Origin of the sequence: Bradyrhizobium sp. 45, from assembly GCF_023073155.1 — a bacterium.
GTDB lineage: Bacteria > Pseudomonadota > Alphaproteobacteria > Rhizobiales > Xanthobacteraceae > Bradyrhizobium > Bradyrhizobium canariense_D.
The window spans coordinates 1-18,673 of sequence record NZ_JADPIX010000113.1 but is presented as its reverse complement, the minus strand read 5'-3'; the positions used below and the strand labels follow the sequence as shown (position 1 = coordinate 18,673).

At 59.8% G+C, this 18,673-nt stretch carries 16 protein-coding genes and 3 pseudogenes; 8 read left to right on the top strand and 11 right to left on the bottom strand.

Annotation, left to right across the window (positions count from 1 at the left end):
- Positions 1-101: 101 nt before the first annotated feature.
- From IVB42_RS19755 to IVB42_RS19745, 3 genes and pseudogenes are all read left to right on the top strand, one after another.
- Positions 102-1,418 (top strand): annotated as a pseudogene (locus tag IVB42_RS19755) (DUF1254 domain-containing protein); the annotation flags it as partial.
- Between the two features lie 98 nt (positions 1,419-1,516).
- Positions 1,517-2,580, top strand: a pseudogene (locus IVB42_RS19750) (IS110 family transposase).
- The gene (locus IVB42_RS19745; RefSeq protein WP_247395889.1) at positions 2,558-2,848 is read left to right on the top strand and encodes a hypothetical protein; all 291 of its coding nucleotides are present in this window, start codon (positions 2,558-2,560) and stop codon (positions 2,846-2,848) included. Before IVB42_RS19750 ends, IVB42_RS19745 begins: the two are co-directional and overlap by 23 nt.
- Positions 2,849-3,181: 333 nt before the next feature.
- Here IVB42_RS19745 and IVB42_RS19740 read toward each other — a convergent pair whose 3' ends face one another.
- Both IVB42_RS19740 and IVB42_RS42045 read right to left on the bottom strand, forming a co-directional pair.
- Positions 3,182-3,499 (bottom strand): hypothetical protein, encoded by a 318-nt coding sequence (locus IVB42_RS19740; protein WP_247282416.1) that lies wholly within the window; start codon positions 3,497-3,499, stop codon positions 3,182-3,184.
- Between the two features lie 154 nt (positions 3,500-3,653).
- Positions 3,654-3,785, bottom strand: a complete 132-nt coding sequence (locus tag IVB42_RS42045) for a hypothetical protein (RefSeq protein ID WP_256467029.1) — start codon at positions 3,783-3,785, stop codon at positions 3,654-3,656.
- A gap of 319 nt (positions 3,786-4,104) precedes the next feature.
- On the opposite strand from IVB42_RS42045, the gene IVB42_RS19735 reads away from it, so the two are divergent.
- Positions 4,105-4,263: a hypothetical protein gene (locus IVB42_RS19735; RefSeq protein WP_247395890.1), complete on the top strand. Its 159-nt coding sequence runs from the start codon at positions 4,105-4,107 to the stop codon at positions 4,261-4,263.
- Between the two features lie 517 nt (positions 4,264-4,780).
- Here the strand turns inward: IVB42_RS19735 and IVB42_RS19730 are convergent.
- Positions 4,781-5,017: a PilZ domain-containing protein gene (locus IVB42_RS19730; protein ID WP_247395892.1), complete on the bottom strand. Its 237-nt coding sequence runs from the start codon at positions 5,015-5,017 to the stop codon at positions 4,781-4,783.
- A 1,884-nt stretch (positions 5,018-6,901) separates the two neighbouring features.
- On the opposite strand from IVB42_RS19730, the gene IVB42_RS19725 reads away from it, so the two are divergent.
- Positions 6,902-7,108 carry a hypothetical protein gene (locus tag IVB42_RS19725; RefSeq protein ID WP_247395894.1) on the top strand — a complete coding sequence of 69 codons (207 nt, stop codon included), beginning with the start codon at positions 6,902-6,904 and terminating at the stop codon, positions 7,106-7,108.
- Positions 7,109-7,337: 229 nt separating this feature from the next.
- On the opposite strand, the pseudogene IVB42_RS19720 reads toward IVB42_RS19725, so the two are convergent.
- Positions 7,338-7,600 (bottom strand): annotated as a pseudogene (locus IVB42_RS19720) (NYN domain-containing protein); the annotation flags it as partial.
- 2,119 nt (positions 7,601-9,719) lie between these two features.
- On the bottom strand, positions 9,720-9,914 hold the full coding sequence (locus IVB42_RS19715; protein ID WP_247397022.1) for a hypothetical protein: 195 nt from the start codon (positions 9,912-9,914) through the stop codon (positions 9,720-9,722).
- Positions 9,915-10,340: 426 nt separating this feature from the next.
- Here IVB42_RS19715 and IVB42_RS19710 point away from each other — a divergent pair, with 426 nt between their 5' ends.
- The 3 genes from IVB42_RS19710 to IVB42_RS19700 all read left to right on the top strand — a co-directional run bounded on the left by IVB42_RS19710 (position 10,341) and on the right by IVB42_RS19700 (position 12,432).
- Positions 10,341-10,925: a hypothetical protein gene (locus tag IVB42_RS19710; protein WP_247397026.1), complete on the top strand. Its 585-nt coding sequence runs from the start codon at positions 10,341-10,343 to the stop codon at positions 10,923-10,925.
- A 382-nt stretch (positions 10,926-11,307) separates the two neighbouring features.
- A complete protein-coding gene (locus IVB42_RS19705; protein ID WP_247288204.1) occupies positions 11,308-12,057 on the top strand; it encodes an outer membrane beta-barrel protein in 750 nt (249 codons plus the stop codon).
- Positions 12,058-12,123: 66 nt separating this feature from the next.
- Complete coding sequence (locus IVB42_RS19700) at positions 12,124-12,432, top strand: addiction module antidote protein (RefSeq protein ID WP_247397017.1); 309 nt, start codon at positions 12,124-12,126, stop codon at positions 12,430-12,432.
- Positions 12,433-13,413: 981 nt separating this feature from the next.
- Here the strand turns inward: IVB42_RS19700 and IVB42_RS19695 are convergent.
- From IVB42_RS19695 to IVB42_RS19670, 6 genes are all read right to left on the bottom strand, one after another.
- On the bottom strand, positions 13,414-13,635 hold the full coding sequence (locus IVB42_RS19695; RefSeq protein ID WP_247397019.1) for a hypothetical protein: 222 nt from the start codon (positions 13,633-13,635) through the stop codon (positions 13,414-13,416).
- Between the two features lie 340 nt (positions 13,636-13,975).
- Positions 13,976-15,853, bottom strand: coding sequence for a hypothetical protein (locus IVB42_RS19690; RefSeq protein ID WP_247399035.1), 1,878 nt, complete (start codon positions 15,851-15,853; stop codon positions 13,976-13,978).
- A 2-nt stretch (positions 15,854-15,855) separates the two neighbouring features.
- A complete protein-coding gene (locus IVB42_RS19685; RefSeq protein WP_247399033.1) occupies positions 15,856-16,359 on the bottom strand; it encodes an ABC-three component system middle component 2 in 504 nt (167 codons plus the stop codon).
- Positions 16,347-17,348, bottom strand: coding sequence for an ABC-three component system protein (locus tag IVB42_RS19680; protein WP_247399032.1), 1,002 nt, complete (start codon positions 17,346-17,348; stop codon positions 16,347-16,349). Before IVB42_RS19680 ends, IVB42_RS19685 begins: the two co-directional genes overlap by 13 nt.
- A 197-nt stretch (positions 17,349-17,545) precedes the next feature.
- Complete coding sequence (locus tag IVB42_RS19675; RefSeq protein WP_247399030.1) at positions 17,546-17,791, bottom strand: hypothetical protein; 246 nt, start codon at positions 17,789-17,791, stop codon at positions 17,546-17,548.
- A 237-nt stretch (positions 17,792-18,028) separates the two neighbouring features.
- Positions 18,029-18,490 (bottom strand): hypothetical protein, encoded by a 462-nt coding sequence (locus tag IVB42_RS19670; protein ID WP_247399028.1) that lies wholly within the window; start codon positions 18,488-18,490, stop codon positions 18,029-18,031.
- Positions 18,491-18,673: the final 183 nt, after the last annotated feature.

Sequence of the window (18,673 nt, the reverse complement as noted above, 5' to 3'; positions counted from 1 at the left end):
ACGTTGCTCACGATCGCCTGAAATCGCTGCTCACGATCCTCTGAAATCGTTGCTCACGATGCGCTGAAATCCGTGCTCACGATCCCGCGAAACGCGCAGCCATCGCGGAGGAAGGATTTATCTACGGGCTGCCCATCGTGATGAACTACGCTGTGATGTACGAGTATTCCGTCGACAAGAACTCAGGGCAGTACAAGGCGCCATTCAATCAGATCAAAAATGAACCGCGCGTTTTCACCTACAAGGATACGGCCGTCATCACACCCAACAGCGATACCCCGTATTCCATGTTATGGCTCGATTTGCGTGCAGAGCCAATTGTGCTGTCGGTGCCCGCCATCGAAAAAAGCCGTTATTATTCGGTTATGCTGTGCGACGGCAACACATTCAACTACGGCTATATTGGTAGCCGTGCGACTGGCAGCGAGCCCGGTGACTACCTAGTAGTCGGCCCCGATTGGAACGGACCGACACCGCCCGGTATCAAAAAGGTCTTTCAGTCAACGACGCAATTTTCCGTCGCAGCCTACCGCACGCAACTCTTTAATCCGGAAGACATGCCGAATGTCGAGAAGGCGCAGGCGGGTTACGGAGTGCAACCTTTGTCGACTTACCTCAAGCAGCCAGCGCCACCAGCCGCGCCCGCAATCGATTTCCCCAAAGCCAATAGCGAGCTGGTCAAGAAGAATTTCTTCGAATACCTCGACTTCGCGTTGCAGTTCGCGCCAGCGGGTCCGGAAGAACGGCAGATCCGAGAGAAGCTCGCGCGCATTGGGGTCGGCTCCGGCAAGACCTTCAACTTCAAGGATCTACCACTGGAGCACAAGCTCGAAGTCGGGCTGGGCATGAAGGACGGCGAGGCGAAGGTTGAGAAGTACCTTGCGAGCGGACAGAAAGAAGTAAATGGCTGGCAAATCGGATCGTGGTTTGGAAACCGGGAATTTTATAGCGGCGACTGGTTGAAGCGGGCTGCCGCCGCCAAGGGCGGTATCTATGGTAACGACGCTGTAGAAGCCGTCTACCCGATGACTAAGGCGCTTGCTAACGGCGAGGCCCTTGACGGGTCCAAGTCCGATTATTCGATCACCTTTCCAGCAGGACAACTCCCGCCAGTAGACGCCTTCTGGTCGGTGACAATGTATGACGGCAAGACGCAATTGCTGATCGAAAACCCGATCAACCGGTATTTGATAAACACGCCAATGCTGCCGACGATGAAGAAGAATCCCGACGGCTCCTTAACGCTCTACATCCAGAACAAATCACCAGGCGCTGATAAAGAGGCCAACTGGCTGCCTGCTCCCAATGGACCAATTTATATTGTTCTGCGGCTCTATTGGCCGAAGACCGAACCACCGTCGGTCTTGCCAGCTGGCGGGGGGACTTGGCAGCCGCCTGCCATCGTAGCGTCGAAATAGCAGCCATACGGCGCGACTTCCGTTAATGGGATGGTCCGGCCGTGCTCCTGCCCCGCCAGCGATAAGCTGGCCAGGGGCGCCAAAACAAGGAGCTCGCCATGTCTCAGACCCCCAATACCACAGTCGCCGTGATCGGCATTGATATCGGCAAGAACTCGTTCCACGTCGTGGGCCACGATGCACGCGGCGCCATCGTGCTGCGGCAAAAATGGTCGCGGGGCCAAGTGGAAGTGCGGCTCGCCAATATACCGCCTTGCCTGATCGGCATGGAAGCCTGCGTCGGCGCACATCACCTGAGCCGCAAACTCGCATCGCTTGGTCACGATGCCAGGTTGATGCCGGCCAAATATGTTCGTCCCTATAGCAAGGGACAGAAGAACGACTTCAATGATGCCGAAGCGATTGCCGAAGCCGTGCAGCGCCCGACGATGAAGTTCGTGGCGACCAAGACCGCAGAGCAACTGGATCTGCAGGCGCTGCATCGGGTGCGCGAACGGCTGGTGTCACAACGCACCGGCATCATGAACCAGATTCGCGCCTTCATGCTGGAACGGGGGATCGCCGTGCGCCAGGGTATCGGCTTCCTGCGCACGGAACTGCCCACCATCCTTGCGACGCGCACCGATGCCCGTCGCCGCGCATGTTGCGTGTCATCGAGGAGTTGGCAGGCGACTGGCGCCGACTGGATCAGCGTATCGATGGCCTATCCGGCGAGATCGAAGCACTGGCCCATCAAGATCAGGCCTGTTCGCGCCTGATGACGGTGCCTGGCGTCGGGCCGATCATTTCGAGTGCCATGGTGGCCGCGATCGGCACTGGAGACGTCTTCTCCAAAGGCCGCGACTTCGGCGCCTGGCTCGGACTGGTGCCCAAGCAGATCTCGACGGGAGATCGCACGATCCTCGGCAAAATCTCGAGGCGCGGCAATCGCTACCTGCGCGTTCTGTTTGTGCAGGCGGCATGGGTTGTGCTGGTCAGGATCAAGAACTGGGAACGTTACGGACTCAAATCCTGGATCGAAGCCGCCAAGAGGCGGTTGCACCACAACGTGCTCGCGATCGCGCTCGCCAACAAGCTTGCTCGCATCGCCTGGGCGGTGCTGGCTAAAGGACGCGCCTTCGAACTGACGAGGACCGACGATGCAGCCGTCCGACCCGCTTGATCCTCGCGCCGTGCTCGGCGCGGTCAAGGCGCAGCCTGGCCACGCCGGAGCCAGCCGCAAGCCAAGCGCGACGGCCGGCCTTGACCGCCCCGGCGCGCGACGCGATCGACGCTCTGCGGGTCGGGACGAAGGAACGGCCATCGGCTCGAACAAAGGAACCGCGCGACATGAGGAGCAGGCGATGACGTCGCATCGCGCGACCATCATTGAAGCACACGATCCGGACTGGACCGCCTCAGCTTTTCGTTTTGTGCTTACGTTGAGATAGCTCAAGGAATTTAGTCCGCACGGAACGTGCTGCGAACGCGAAAGCTGCCTCCAAGCTCGGTCCCGGCGATGCTCACCTGGTCGCGAGCAGCTCAACCAGTTCGACAAACGGGCGCTTCACTCTTTCCAGTGCAGCTTGGCGCAGTTAGGGCATTGGTACACCCCGACTTCGCGACCGGACTGGGTGTCGAGAACGAAAGTTCTCAGGATTGTCGGGATGTCGCAGTTCTCGCAGCGTGGATGCTGCTCTGCTCTGGCCACTCGCTTCAGCATTGATTCGGTCCCCAACCTTCGCGTTTATACAACGCGCGTCAGATGGGTGCCTTCAAGCAAGTTAAAGCGGGCGGACGGTGCTCTGGCGGTACCACGGCCGCCGGCGGCCCTGGATCTCGCGGGCCTTCCTTATCTCATCGTAACTGATCTGCCCGTGCAGATCGTCCCATGCGTTTCGAAAGCGGGCCTTGGCCTCGGCGAGACTGCCGGCCCCACCGCGGTGCTGGTCGCGCTGCGGCACGTTCGGCAGGAAGACCGACCAGGACCACCCGTTGATGCCGGCGACGCCCACGCCGCGGAAGATCCGTCCGATCGAAAGCTCGTCCCAGATCACCTCGTAATCGTCGGGCGCGGTTTCGCCGCCGACGGTGCGGCGCATGGTGAGGTCGTCTGACATGCGAGAACGAATAAGGAATTTCCCCTCACCCGAAAAGGGTGTTCAAAAGGTGAGAAAACCAAGCCGTTTTTGTCAACGAAATCAGCGAGGCTAAGTCTGTCCTTACGCGCGCGGCTGACGACGATTTTTATCGCATCTATTCCCAGCGGCCACTCAGCTTGGTCCGCGCGGCGATCGTCGTCTCGATCTCTTGCACCATCTCTCCGAGCCGTTCGGCGAGCCGTTCGAACAGCGCGCGCGTCTGCCTGTCGGGCGCAGTTCTTGACAATCGAGCATCGCGCTGGGCAATCAATTAGAAGTTTCGGGCGGAGGTGGAATATTGTTATTTCTGATCGTATCCCCTATGCCGCTATCGCCTTGCATCAACGTGTCGCATTTCTAGAACATCAGATTGCAGAATTGGGCGTGTTGCGACACCGATTAATGCAAGCTGAGTTGCGACGCTACCTGTCGAGGTCGTGCCGGCGAGCTTCCGAAAAATCGCGCACACGCCGTCACAGTAGATAACCTTCCGCGCTCAACCGACTAAGCGTTGCTGGCTCCCGCTTTTAAGCCCAAGCTGTGGGAACACATGAGTCGGGGGATTCATGGAACGGAAGCCGTTTGAGAGCATGTCGGTTGAAGAGCTGTGGCAATTCCACGCGCTCGTAAATGACATTCTTGCCGTGAGGCTCGTGGCCAAAAAGCAAGAGCTGGAGCGACGGCTTGGCCTGCTCAACCGAGAAGACAAGACTCCTCGCAGCTAGGCATTAAGAGAGATAAGGAAGGTGCCCTCAGTTGCGCCTTTCTGTCGGCGGATTCTTTTTTGCCGACGGATGAAGAGGCTAAAGATCGTCAGAGAAATTCTAGATGCTCAGCGGCCCGTCTCCACCATCAGAGCGGCTATCAGGCGAATTTCGTCCCGTGTATCCTGCACACGAGCCGGAGCTTGATTCGTCATGCTGGAAAATTTCTCATGTTGCTGGGGATCGGGGCCGTGGCCCTCCTGCTGATCGCGTTCTGGGGATTGCACAGACACGTATAAGTCGCTTGTAGAATTGCTCTATGCTGGCTCAGCCAAACCTTACGGGGAAAGCAGGGAATGGTTAGGCCCGGCGCGTCTTACCGGACAAGGACGCGTCGGGCCGCGAGTGCTAATCGCGCATTACGCAGGCTGTCGGCGCCTTGCCCTTGGCAAAATACGCGTTGGCTAACGAGCGTTCGGCCTCGCAAATTGCGGCGGCTCGCCGCTGCTGAAATCCTGCATCCGCATGAGTTGGCGTATCAATAGAACGCGACGGCGATACGTTTTTCTTTACGCCAGACGACTGAACAGCGACGTGGGTCACCGTCCGGAATGACAGTCAGCGCGAATTCGTCGGGAATCTTTTCATTTCCTGCAATATCAAGGGCGGCACCGTATACAGAGATGCTGCGGATCAAGCAATTTGCTTTTGAACGGCCGAAGCTGATTGAGCCGTACTTTGGGGTGCGTGTCGAATGCGAACTGTTCTGCGCCATAGTTCTCCTCCGAGTAAAGGGTTGGCCCCGCAGAGCGCAATCGATTGTCTCGGGCAACCTGCTGCGAGAATCTGGGAAGTCAATCAAATCATAGTGTCCGTAAAATTAAATCGAAGTTATTTAAAATAGAACTGTTACCTTAGAGCCGTAATTAAATCAAATTAAATCGAAGCGGAAGGTCTCATGCCGAAGTTCTGCAAATGGCTGGCCCAGTGCAAGCGGCCAAGATCGCTCATTCCGCCGTATCCCGATCCCGCGGGGCAATTGTCTACCGCGATTCGAAGGGCAATTAAGAACGGCCAGCACTCAGGCGGGTCTTTCTTTTCGATCAGATCGGGCCGGGGCAGGGCGGTCCAGGCTGGGAGCTTACATGACCAAGTTTCACGCATGTGATTCCCTCGGGCGGAGCTTGATTTGTCATGCTGGAAGCCATTCTCCTATTGCTGGGAGTTGCAGCCCTACTGCTGATCGCCTTCTGGGGACTGCAGCATAACATATGACTGGCCTAGGCGGTCTAGCGCATCAATGGCCGCCGCTTCATGCAGCAGGCTTGCTGCACGCGACTGTGATGACTGCTGAGAAGCGCTCTGTGAAGTAGTTCACAAGTGGGAGGTAATCCCTGAGCGTAGCGTGCGCGCTTCCACTGGAGGGAAGCGCAATGAAGTGGAACTTGGCAACCTATCGAATGCTCGCGCTGACGGCCGCTGTTCTGGTCGCGGCTGGAACTACTATGGCCGTCGGTACTCCTCGTGGAGTCCATGAACCAATGTTGGGGTCCGAGTGGCAATGCAGCCGGACCATGCTGCTCGTAACCACGTGTGCGCACTGAAGCATTGATCGGATAGCCGCAGACGCGCTCGGCAAAGCTAGCGGGCGCTCGCTCACACATCTCGGCCTTCACGAATGTCGGCCTTACAATCGGTTAACGAAGAACCCCTAGCGTGTTCCGCCGTTGACCTGCATCCCGTCACGCATAACGAGGTGGGTCTAGGACGGGGCCGATACCATGGCGGACCTAACGGGAAAATTGGACAAACTCCGTGCGGATGCCGCGGATTTGGCCCTTATGAGCAGGCGATCGAGCGACCCGCAAAACGCTTGGCAGATGAGCTCGCCATAGAGGCTCTCGAACTCGAGCAGGTGGTGAAGCTGCAAAGCCGGCGCTCCGGTCACAGCGACATGGATAAAGTCGTGCCCCTCCACGTGCGTCCAGATCGTCGCTGACGCGATCCCGCTTCGCTTTTTGGCCACGCCTTAACTCGCGGCCTTTCGTTCACACCTGGCGGTCTTCATGCGACAGAGCCTCGCGTTTTGTCCGGATCTCGGTCTACAGGCCAAACTCCGTCGGCGGCCGGGACAACAACTACCGCTCGACTTGCGCTGTCACATCGCCATTGCGAAGATGAGCGCAAAGACCGCAGTGACAGTGATCAACCGGGCCGTCTTCGGATCGTGAGCGGGCCCCCCCACGTAACGCATGTGGCTCCGTTTGCTCGAAGGCGCTGCCGCGTGTTGCGACCAAGGCCTATTTAATTCGGGTGGCCAGGAGCGTAATTAATCCATCACGTTGCCAGTTTTCTATTTACAGATGTGATTTGTGAGGCAAAGATCAGATATCGCCGGTTATTCGATTTCGGAATTGATATCTGTTGGATGTGCGTAGCGCGCCGCGCTTCGGATTTCTGAGGAGAGCCGAAAGCTGAACGACAGAATTGGAAACTCAGTGCCAGCGCAGCCCCGGCAGCCGATCGCGACTCAAGCAGCGGCTAGCTCGGCCTGTCTAGACGCGAGCGTCGAACGGATGGCCGACCTGTACTCGTTTCGGATGCCGGCCGTCGCGCTCCTTAGTTGAAAGCCTCACTGCCAAACCAAACGGAGGGTAAGATGAAGAGTGCGCTCGCGATTATTGCTGTTGCTTCTCTCTTTGTTTCGTTTTCGTTGGAAGTAAAGGCGCAAGCCATGCCGCCCGCTCCCGGTGCGGCAAAATCAAAGGCGCCGGTGGCGCAACCAGCGAAGGGCGCGGCCGGGCAGAAAAGGATGATGACCACCTGCACGCCCCGTCAAAAAATGTCCGGAGCAACCTGCTCGTAACAAGCCGAAGGCCGCCGACGTCGGCGGCGGCCTTTCGCTAGAGCGGAAACGAGCGGTCGGGCCCCCGATCCTCGTGCTTGTCCACTAGTTTCCTTGGTTGTCGGTTGACCTTGATGCCAGGACAGGCTTCGACTGCATGCAAGCGACCCGAGCCGTCGCCAAGATATCTCAAAGCGACATCTGCCAACGGCCCATCCGCACTTGCGAAATGCGGCGCCGCCTTCAGGGTCTACTCGTGTGGGTCGTTTCCCTTCGGTTCCTGCAAGAATTTGGGCATGTGTCCACGCGCATCACGATCGCGCGGGGCGGGGCGTTCGGACGGGTCGCGGCCGAGCTTTGACTGCAGCTCGACGAGGTCGGTGAAGACGTCGGCCGGCGGCGCAGCTCGTCGGCGATCATCGGCGGCTGGCTCGCGATCGTGGAAATCACGGTGACCCGCACGCCGCGGCGCTGAACGGCCTCGACCAGGGAGCGGAAGTCGCCGTCACCCGACGGCTTGCATCGTTGCAAATGTCACCCGATTGAATATTAAACAAACAAATTCAATTAATTGAATTAAATGCTAGACGAGATTTAAATTTGGATTAGGATGCGAATGCTTGGCGCCGGACGCACGCGTCAAGGACCTCCTGGAAGCGGCCCCATCTCGTGCCCCCTGCTTACGCCGTCTAATGGATGTAGGGGCCGCTTCTTTGGCAAATTGGGACGCAATCATGCAGTTCCTGTCATTAGGTGATTGGTTTTTCATCTCCGCAGCAACGGGTACGCTTCTACTGGTCGAGGTCGGAGTTTTGATCATTGTGGGCGTGATCTGAGCCCGGACGTTTTCCCTCAAATATTTCAGCGCTCCCAGCGCGCGGACTGCACATTATGCCCTCCATAGAGACTACGCACTTAAGCACAGAGCTTTCCGAGCAACGCTCCCATGGTCGCGGGCGTGCGCCTGTTGCCTGCCCCTCTTCCACTCCTACTGAGGGGGCGAGTGGGCGAAGAACCATCAACGTCATGCCCGAGGTCGCGAATGACAACGCAGGCACCTGGCCTCTGCTACCGTTTCCGGATGGTTGGTACGCCACCTGTTGATCTGTGATGCGGCTCGGTCGTGCGGGGGCTCAGCACGTAGCAGGCGGGCGGATTTTGATAGCTTTCGATTGCCCACCATCCGCCGGTTCTCGCTGGCGTGCCTTTGTGCTCAAGTAATTTCGCGGTCTGTCCGGATCGTAATCCTAGTCATCCCGCCGGCTCCCAGGTGGGCGGGCTTTTCATTTGAGCGAAAGCCGCCCGTTGCATCCGGCAGATGCATCTTGACGCCGGTTAATGCAAAGGCTGTACTGGCCACATTTACCGCGTTAGCGGCCTCGCAGTTTTTGTGTGTGATATTTTAGGGGCGTTCCATGCGTAATTCTGCTCGCGCAGATGTCCTGCGCCGCCAGTATCTGGATGCACTCATCTCTGAACTTTCCGAACTCGAAGCCCTTTGCAACCGCGTGCTCGAAGCTGAGCAAAGAAGGATTGGCACGCCGCACCGACGGCGGAGAGGATCAGTCAGAAGAACAGCTAAAGTTCGCGGGCGCCTCTAAACCTTCCGCGCTCCGCAGACGACTAGTTGCCAGCTTCCCCTTTGCATGTCGGATAAAGAGCTGTGGCGACTCCACCGCTGGTCAATGACGCTCTTGCCGTAAGGCTCGTGGCAAGAAGGAAGAGCTTGAGCGAGGATTGGGGCTGCTTAACTGGGACGACAAGCCGCTCAATTTATAAGGTCGTCTGGCTCGTCGCGGCCCGCCATTCGCTCTGACTAGCCTCTGTGCTAACAGTTGCAGCCGCCGCGCCGATCGTGCGGAACGTCGCGGCGTCGGTCGCAGGAGCAGCCTCTGGCCGTTCCTGCGACCTTCACTTTCGAGGCTCCGGCGCTCAAATCCGCAATTGGATTCGGCAGCGGGGAGCATTGGGGGCTGGAAAGCAAGCCGTGCCATCTTCGCTCTAAAGTGACAAGGCGCCACCGGTAATTATACCGACTCCATCTTTGGAACGGGGTGTTCTACTCTCGGAACACCGGCGCGATTTAAGTACCAACCCAATTTCGAGTTGCCCGGGAATGCCGCAGTGGGGCTGGAACCACGCTGCGGCTTTTCCCATGGGTCGACCTTCGTTTCTTTTTGGCAGCTTTCTTGTCCAAACTCGCTGAGGTTGTGGCTGGAAATGCGCCGATTCTGAGCGCATGGTAGGCAGATGCAGGTGCAATGCCCAAAATGCAAAGTGATCGTCGCCATTGGCAAAGCCGAGTGGTTCTTCGATGGCGGCGAGTGCAGGGAGCTTCGCGGTACTGTTGCGGGCGATGCTAAGGAATATGAAAGGTGCCCGGTCCTCATCGAAGCTGTGTCGACTGTCATGAAGACTGTCGCCACCTAGGCGAGCGCCTCGTTTCCCAGGGTGCCCGTGAGCGAGAGCGAACCCTCCCAAAAACCAGCCAAAGCGGATGCTCCCAGCTGCGTGGTCGCCAACCGAGATACGGCCCCGGCTTGGGGGGCTGGAGCATTATAGGCCGGGGCCGCTCCGCCAGCTCATGGCGCCGAGCCAGCGCGGATTCAAACAGAGTTTGCCCGGTCGGTTCCTAACGGAGTGCCAGCAGATCCTGGCCGGGCGTCAGCACCCGCACATACGTGCCGCTCTCATGCAGCTCTAACCAGCCCTTCTCGACAGCGCACCTGATACCGGCGCCGAACTCTGCGCCGCTTGCCTTGAGCGTGTAGAGGAAGGGGTAGTTGATCTTCTCGATATGGATTCTGCCGTCCTGCACCGCCTCGATGCCTAAAGCGAGCCGAAGGAGCTGGTGGGCGGCAGCTTCCGGATTGGCAAAAGGGCGTTCGGTGACGGCTTCATCGCTGGAATCAAAACCTCAAGCGCCCATGCTTGGCCTCACTTGCCCGCGACTGTCATGCCAGTTCGGGAGGATATGCACAGATCCTGCGGCGCCGCATGTGGAGCAGACCAGGCGCAAGCCGACGCGCGACACGGCTGATCCGGCGGGAGTGTATCGAGCCGCACGTCGGCCCTGAGATGACAGCGGCCGTTCAGGCATTGGATGTTGCAGGTCACGTGGCCGTCGGCCAGCCATTCCGCAGGGCTGCGGGGCGGGTAGTGACCGGACCATTCGTGTACATTGCGCTTTCCATCCTGATGTGGTCTGCCTGTTGCGCAATTGAGATACATGGATACTCTCGTAAGCGACCAAATGCCCAAATATTCGACTGCCGCAGCGCTTGTTTTCCTAGTTTACCTTGCGCCGTGCTTTGCTCAATCTCCTCAGAAGGAAGAATCCTTGAGCTCCTCGTTCGGTGCCGGACCGAACGCCTTTATCGATCTGTTGGCGCTGATGTCCGGGCACTGCAAGACGCTGAAGGTCGACGGGCGCAGCTTCGAATGCAAGACGGTGGCTTACGCCCATGGCGACAAAGGGCGGGTGAATTTTGCGGTAGCTGTCGACGATCCCGACGATGAGAGCCACGTGGTATCGTTCTCCGGCGAGAACGGCAAACGGGCCGACGACAATTCCTACCAGCTGCCGATTGATCGCATGCTGCTCAATTCCAAGGATCGGCCCAAAGTTGACGGACTGCCGGTGCCGGCCGAGCAGCCATCAACCGGTACCTGCCGCCAAACTGGCAATTTCGCTGCGAGGAAGGTGACTGATATCACCTGCTCGGCCACCGACAGTGAAGGCCGCCGATACGAGCTGCTGTTCGTCTCCGACGGCTCGCCGGTGAGCGTGCGCCGCATTAGGCAGTCGGCGCCATCGATCCAGGATCCGTTCAACTGAGACGAGCGACGCAGCGCCAAGGGCTCAGGAGTAAACCTGCCGTCATGTTATCGCAACCCGATTAGCCATCGCGGATTGGTGACGAGTACCGAGACTAGAGAACCCGCTGGCCGACAAAGCCGGCGGGGCGCTTTTTCGAGAACGCGTGGGTACAGGGCTGTATCCCGGCTCCGGCAGCAGCCAGGCGAACAACGCTGGCGCATTGTGAACGCCAACGTGCATAAAGTTCCCAATTACTTAACGGTTATAAAAGAGTTCCGGCCTGCCTTCGATCGCGAGTGTGGCGGGCCAGCTACAGCAAAACACCCACGAGCGAGTACTGTTGAAAGGCAGGTGGGCGAACTAGCGACTCTTAAAACTGATTATCTCTGGGGAGACTCGAATGAAGAAACTTATTGCGGTTGCGGCCGGAACACTGGCTCTCGGCCTATCGGCTCCGGCAAGCGCGGCGGATATGGCAGCGCGTCCCTACACCAAGGCGCCTCCGATGGTCGCCGCGATTTATGACTGGAGTGGCTTCTACATCGGCGCCAACGGCGGTTGGGGCTCAAGCCGCAACAGCTGGGATTCGGTTGCCCCGTTCCTGGTGGGCCCCGAAGGCTCGCACGATGCGACTGGCGGAGTTGCGGGCGGTCAGGTTGGTTATCGCTGGCAGACTGGGACCTGGGTATTCGGCCTCGAAGCGCAGGGCGACTGGGCCGACTTGCGAGGCAGCAACCTGAGCACCTTGTTCGGACCGGGCTTCCGCAACGATTCACGGATCAATGCGTTCGGTCTGTTCACGGGTCAGCTCGGCTGGGCCACCAACAACGTCCTGTTCTACGTCAAGGGCGGTGCTGCCGTGACCGATAATCGCAACCGGATCTATTCGACTGCGACTGGCGCTGTGCTTGCCACCACCGGCGATGACACCCGTTGGGGCGGTACCGTCGGGGTAGGCCTGGAATACGGCTTTGCTCCCGGCTGGTCGGCTGGTGTCGAATACGATCATCTGTTTATGCAGGATCGTACCCTCGCATTCACGGGTCCCGCGGGCGTAGCATTCGGTGCGGATCGCATCCGTCAGGACGTCGATCTCGTCACGGTTCGCGTGAACTACAAGTTCGGCGGCCCGAGTATCGGCCGGTACTGAGCAGCATCACTGAAAAAAATAGGGGCCGGCTCAAAGAGCCGGCCTTTCTTTTTTGGGGAGATTGGAATGAGCAAAACATACCGACCGGTCGCCCCTTCGACGCTGGCCAACGAGCTAAACAGCGCATTTGCGACGGCTGAACCCAGCACAATTTGTAAGGCCATTGGGGAGGGACTTGCCAACTTCAACATTGCCGAGATGGCAAGACAGACGGGTTTAGGCCGGCAGAGTATTTATCGAGCTTTCAAAACCAACACACAGCTTCCGAATTTTTCCACGGTTCTTGCAGTGCTCTCGGCCATGGGCTTGCAGCTACAAGTAACGCCCAAGCGCGAGCGTTCCGCAGCTGCCGCCGCTCGCGTAACGAAGAAGTAGTCAACACTCGGGGGGGGAGAGCTACTGCGCGTCGTAGGTGGGGAAAAGTCCCTTGAAGCTACGCCGGTTCACGCCGTCAGGTGCTCGCGTGAGCCGACAGTATGTGATCGCCTGCATGAACGGAGGCAGAGCTGAGAGGCCATCTTCGGATGGGCCCCGGTTCCCGCTGGCGCGCCATTCTTCTTACAGAGACAAGGGTGGCAACGAGGTACCTGGTGTACTTGGGGTCGCCTCCCGCATGGCATAGGTCGGATCCAACCCTAATGGGTCGGGGCGTGACGTGGGTACTTTGCTACTCTTGATCGCATCGTGCGTTGTTGTTCTTCTCCTACTCGCATTCCGCCGATAGGACCGAACCCGGACGCAAGAGTTGCCTTGAATCCTCAGCTCAGCGCCGAGGTTAAGCTTTTCCGCCGGTTGCTTTTGACTGTGCGCGATTGCGCGCGTTCACTCCATGGCGTGGATGGAGACGAACGTGATCACTTGGCTGCTAGTCATCATCATCGCGGTCAGCGTCGCGATCCTGATCGCCCACGCGATTGACGCCATACGTTCCTAAGGCCCAGCCAAGCGCAGAGGCGCAGGATGGCGCCGCGTTCCCAAGCCAGTAGGTGAACCGCGGCCGAACTCTGAGACCTTTGGTCGCGGAGACCGCAGCGACCGCCCGATGCGGTGATAGATCGCGCGACCGAGGCTCAGGCGCCGGGAGCCCTCTGTAGACAGCCCGAGCCGGGCAGGGATGCCTTGCCGCCCGGATTCCGCTCGACGTGCAAGGACTGATGCACGGACCGTTTCGACAAGCAGTGCCGCTGCGACGTCGACGATCGCCGAACGAAGTTTTGTCGCCCCTCGTGGTGAGTTCAAAGCCTTCCTTCGGGTAAACTGCGCCACGCTGGAGTTCGCTAAGGTCTTAACCGGACCTCAAGTTAGAAACGGAGAGCGGCGCCGTCCGGTCCCACGATGGAGTGCGAGCTGCGAATGCTAAACTCCCGGCGGGCCTTGCGCCACGTCGACGACATGCCGATCGGACCCGACAGTGACGATGATCGTGTAGCTCTCTTGAGCTCCGCCCTGGTCGGTAGGGGGAGCGACATGCAATTGTCCGCCGTACCATTCACCAGGCATGAGCGTGTTGTCTTTGATCACAGCTTGCTCGAGCACGGCCATATTGCGCTGGCCGGCTTCGACCGTGCTGGCGATCATTGCATGGTTTGAGCCGCAGCGTTGCTCTGCGCAATGGCCGCGGCCGTCGGGCTGTAGAAGCTGCCTGTCCGGCCGCTGGGCGTTGTGTAGCTGCCATACCCGGCGCGAGATGCGCTGTAAGCGTTCGCGCCCGCCGCGACACCTGTCAGAAGCGCGGCCGCGACCTGTCGGTTCTTTTCCTTTTTGTACTGCCGGGGCTGGCGGTGGACCTGAAGGCTAGGAAGGCCTTCGACCCCCGGTCGTCGGTCGTTCAGGTTGGGCAGGACATCGTGCGATCGAGAAGACGCTGTCGGGCCGTGGGCGGGTAGGGCGCCTGGGAAGCTCGGCGGGGCGGCACCGTCTAGCCGGTACGTTTCAAAGGAAAGAGCCCGTAGCGCCCAGAGTTCGGGTTCGCCGTGAACGTCTCGACTGACAGCGGTCCGTCGACGTCCTCCGGCACGTCCTTGTTCTCGATGACGACGAACTGCGCGATGTCCTTCAGGCTCGTCAGGTGATCGTAGAAGCGCGTCGCTAGGCTGGTGTTCGAGAGCTCGACCTCGTCCGGAGACAGATCCCCGTACTTGCTCTCTAGCGGCTCGCGATAGGTGAGCAGGGGCGTGTCGAGCATGATGATTCCGGGATGAGGTAGATTCCGCTCGCGACAATGGATGAGCAGCGCCACGTTGACGGCCGCATGCAGAATCGCCTTCACGCCCTTGCCACTGGCGGAGCGCTCCTTGCCGCCGATGGTGACGTCGCTGGTCGTCAGATCGAACTGCGCCTCCGAGGCGCGGGGAAAACGCCAAGTATGCAGGACTTCCCGGAGGGTCTTTCCAAACGCGTACGCCGTCGGCCCGTCGATGCCGACGGCCATCTTGTACTCGGTTTTCTTCGCCGGCGGCTTCGCCGCGACTTGGGACTTCTTCACGACAAGGTCATCGCGGCGGGCGAGTAGCGAGGAGATCGTCTCTAGCTCGCTTTTCCTGGAGGAGAAAACTTCGTAGTCATTTCGGGCGGCGACTTCCTTCGGCCGCGCTTCGGCAATCCTCCGTTCGATTCCAACGAGGTCTCGTTCGAGCTTGACTATGGCGTTCCGCAGTCCGCCGGCCTCGACGGTCAGCGACGCGACTGTGCGCGCTAGGTCGCGCCGTTCGCGTTCAATCTTGCGTGCCTCGGCCGCGGCGGCGGCGTGCGACTTCTGGATCTCGTCGGCCGCGTGGTTGTGCCGCTGCGCGCTCGGCGGCGCGCCGCAGACGGCGCAGTGCTGTCCGCTCATTGCGCTGAGGATGAAGCCGCCCTCCTCCAGGGCTTCGAGCCGGGCGATATCGCTACCGTAAACCGCGTCCAGACTTGCGAAGCGGCTCAGCGTGACGTCGAGCTCGGTCAGCCTCCCGTTGAATTCGAGCTTCCTGTCGGCCTTCGCCCGCCGCTCCGAGACCAGGTCGTCAATGTCCTTCTGGGCGCCCTGCATGGTTTCGTGAAGCGATGCCAGCGAGGCGTCGACGTCGTCCATCTGTCTCTGCAGGTCGGCGCGGTCGATCTCGCCTTCGCCCAGTTGCTTGTCGATCTGCGCGATCAGTTCGTCGAGGATCTCGACCTTGGCGGTGTTAGCCACGGTTCGCGACTTGCTCGACATTGAAGTTTGCACGCCGGAGTCGTCCTGACCGGTCAGTAGCAGTCGGAACAGGTTCTTCTCGAACGTCACCTCGGCGTGCTGCTGCGAGTAGAGGATCGGGCTGCGCCCGTTGATGATGAGATCCTCTTCGATCAGGAACAGCGGCGCAAGCAGCCGAATCGACAGCTTCTCCTTGTCCGCGTTGCCGTTCCTCACGATCAACTTGTCTGCGAGGCCGATCTGGTCGAGCACGAAATGCGAGATCGTCTCGTCCTTTTTATTGTCGGTGGTCGCGAGAACGGTACCGGTGTTCTTCGCCGCGCCCGTCACCAAGCCTTCGTGGAGCCTCATGCCGCCGCCCTTGGTCGACCGGTAGAGTGTCACCTCGCGCCCGGAGGGGAGGACCAGGCCGAGCCAGCCGGCGTCGTAGCCGTCACTTTCGTCGATCTTCGGCAGCTTCGTCCGGGCTCCCATCATGAAGGAAGTTGCCTTCACGATGTACGACTTGCCGGTGTCCGAGGCTCCAAACACGACGCTCACTCCGTCGGCGAACGACAGCTTCGCCGGCTCGAGACCCGGGCCGGTGAAGACAAGATGTCGGAGCGAGAAGCCGCGGTGAGCCACTGTCAGCTCGTCGAGTGATGCGTGATTTGGAATTCCGCCGTCCAGCGTCCTATCTTGTCGTCGATCAGATCCCGGATCGCCGCCTTTGACAATGACGCGAAGCGCTCGGCCATCCACGCCGCGCGCTTCTTCAGTTCGACGGTGTAGGGCGCCTTCAGCATGGCGAGGAAGCTCGGAGCGTCCTCGCTGGCAGCGAACGAGATGCCCTCCTCGCCATCGACCACGTCGACCAGATGCACCCGTTGCATCAACAGGAGACTGTCCTCGACCAGCCGTCGGCGGACCAGAAGCTCGCCCGCCCGGTTGGGCAGATCGGGATGCAGGCTGCCGGGGACGTCCTCGCCCTCGATGTCGCCGGTGTGCACGACTAGGTGATCGAACCACGTGAGTTCGATGAGATCGCACTGGCGCGGATGGAGAGCCTCTAGCAAGACCAGAGCGCGGATGCCGGTTTCGAGCGAGGAGTTGAACGGGTGGGGACGGGGCTCCTCTGTCACTTTCTCCACGGCAGCCGTCCTTCGTTCGCGAATTGGTGGCAGGTGCCCTGCTTGACGGGAACCTTCGCATAGTAGCCTAGGATGCCTGCTGGCGACACCTGCGACGCTTGCGCCAGAACCTTCAGGACGCGGGTGAGACCGTCGACATGCTGGTCGCGGTGCGTGTCCACGACCCCATGGTAGAGGTCGTCCTTGAAAGTCGACAGATAGTCCGACGGCGTTGAGTCGCGATAGTACCGATCGAACGCGGCGGCCTCGAAATATCGCGTCCGCTGATCTTTAAGATGCTCTCCCCAGTCGGGATTGGCCAGCGCCGCGTCGAAGTCGGCAAACGTGGTGTTGCAGCGTTCCCCGTAGAGACCGATCAGTTGCGCGATGTAGGGTGCTTCCTCGTCCTGCGGCAGGTCCGGAGTGACGCCCGCGGGAGCCGCACCCGGGTCATAGGCGAACCACTTGACTAGTGCCGGTACTGCATGTTCGTCTTCGGCAAGCCCGACGGCATCAAGCCAGTAGATGCTATCGAAAGCGAATTGCCCGATGGCATCGCGGATCTCCGGCGTGAGCGCAACGACCTGGTTTTCGACAAGCTCCGACGCAACGAATTCGGCCCATCTGTCGAGGAACGCCTGGCGAAAGCGTTCCGGATGAGCGACGTAGTTCTGGACGTTCCGGACGACGCCCTTGGGGGCGACGAAGGTATACGCTCGCGGGAGCCTGTAATGTCCGGCGGCCGCGTGCATGAAGATCTTGCCGAGCTCGATGAAGGCGTCCTTTTCAGACAGCCTGGACGACAGCTGCTTGCACTGAAAATTGTCCCATTCGCCTTCGTGGCGCCTTCGGGTGGCATAGCCCACCACGTCACGACCCATATCTCCAGAACCGGCCCAACGCTGCGTGTCGACGTAGTCGCGCGTCCGGCGTTTGGCCCAGTCGTTCACAAATCTTTCCAGCGCGTCGTCGTCGAGCGCCCGGATTCGGGCAGCATAGTTTGGTATCAAGGGTTGCTCCAGATTCGGTTAACCGCCGAGCATATGAGCGCCCATCGTCCTGCGCCACTGGTCCTAGGGGGCGTCGTTGGCTGCTCGATTCCCCGAGGCGAGCCGGCGCCCTTCACGAAGGTTTTTGTGGAATAGCGCGCCGGAGCTTTTTGAGCTTCCTCCGACGAAAGCTGGTCGACCTACTCTCCACTCGGCTGCTAGTACCGCGGCGTACGATGACCGCTTTGGCCCGTATACGGATTGTTGTTGCCGCTGGTGCCGAAGTTGTCGCGTTGCGTGCTATTCGGATTGGTCGCGACGTACGGCGCCACGTAAGTCCCGCTGCTGCGGGTATATCCCGACGAGGTATGCGTACTCGGATTTGAACCGGTGCCGCTGAGATACTGCGCATGTGCGGCGGTTGTGGCGAGCGCCAGTGCGGCAGCCAATATGAGCTGTTTCATTCCCATCCCCCCAAAAAGGTTTTATCGAACGTCATATGCAACCACGTTGCAGACTGCGGGTCCAGCCCAACCATCGGATGAGCAGGATCATTCTACCGTACAGTTGGCCATCCCTCACCACCGCACGCGACAGGCGCAATGATGCCAACGTTGAGGAGCCCGTGGAGCTGGTGGGCCTTCAGCCGGAGGCGATCGAGGACCTCGGGTCTCTCGCAAAGAGGAGGGGCGGCCATGCGGTCAACCGCCCACGGCAACGCGCGTCCATCGGATCGGGCGGTTGGCGAAACTCATGTTGAAGTATCCCTTCGGCGGCGTCGGCACTTCATAGAGTTTGCAGATGCGCATCAGCACGTGCTTTTTGAGGCCGAGGCGACTTGCGACCGCCGCCATCGGCGCGTTCCAAACGCGCAACCCGAGCTCGCTTCGCGAGATGCCGGTGTACTTTTGGACCGCATCGTTCTGAAGCGCGGCGAGGCGGTCGACCAGTTGCTGGCCGCGGGCCGCCGCGAGCATCGCTTGTTTGATCTCAGGTGAGACTTCGTACGGTACGTTGTGCGCGGCAGCAACCGTTGCATCCGGTGGTGCTGGGTGTGGAGGCTGGTCACTAGCGCCGACGTCCTCCGGCGGCGACCATGATTGGCCGTCGGGATTACGCGTGAATATCGCTGTGACTTCGAGGACGTCGTTTTCGTTGCGCATGCTTTGCTCTCCCATGAGCCCCGGGGCGTTTGGGATCACTGAAACCGATCTCGGTCAACGGTGAGGGTTTGTCGGCTTTGTCGACTGCGCGTTTCGCGGGATCGTGAGCACGGATTTCAGCGCATCGTGAGCAACGATTTCAGAGGATCGTGAGCAGCGATTTCAGGCGATCGTGAGCAACGT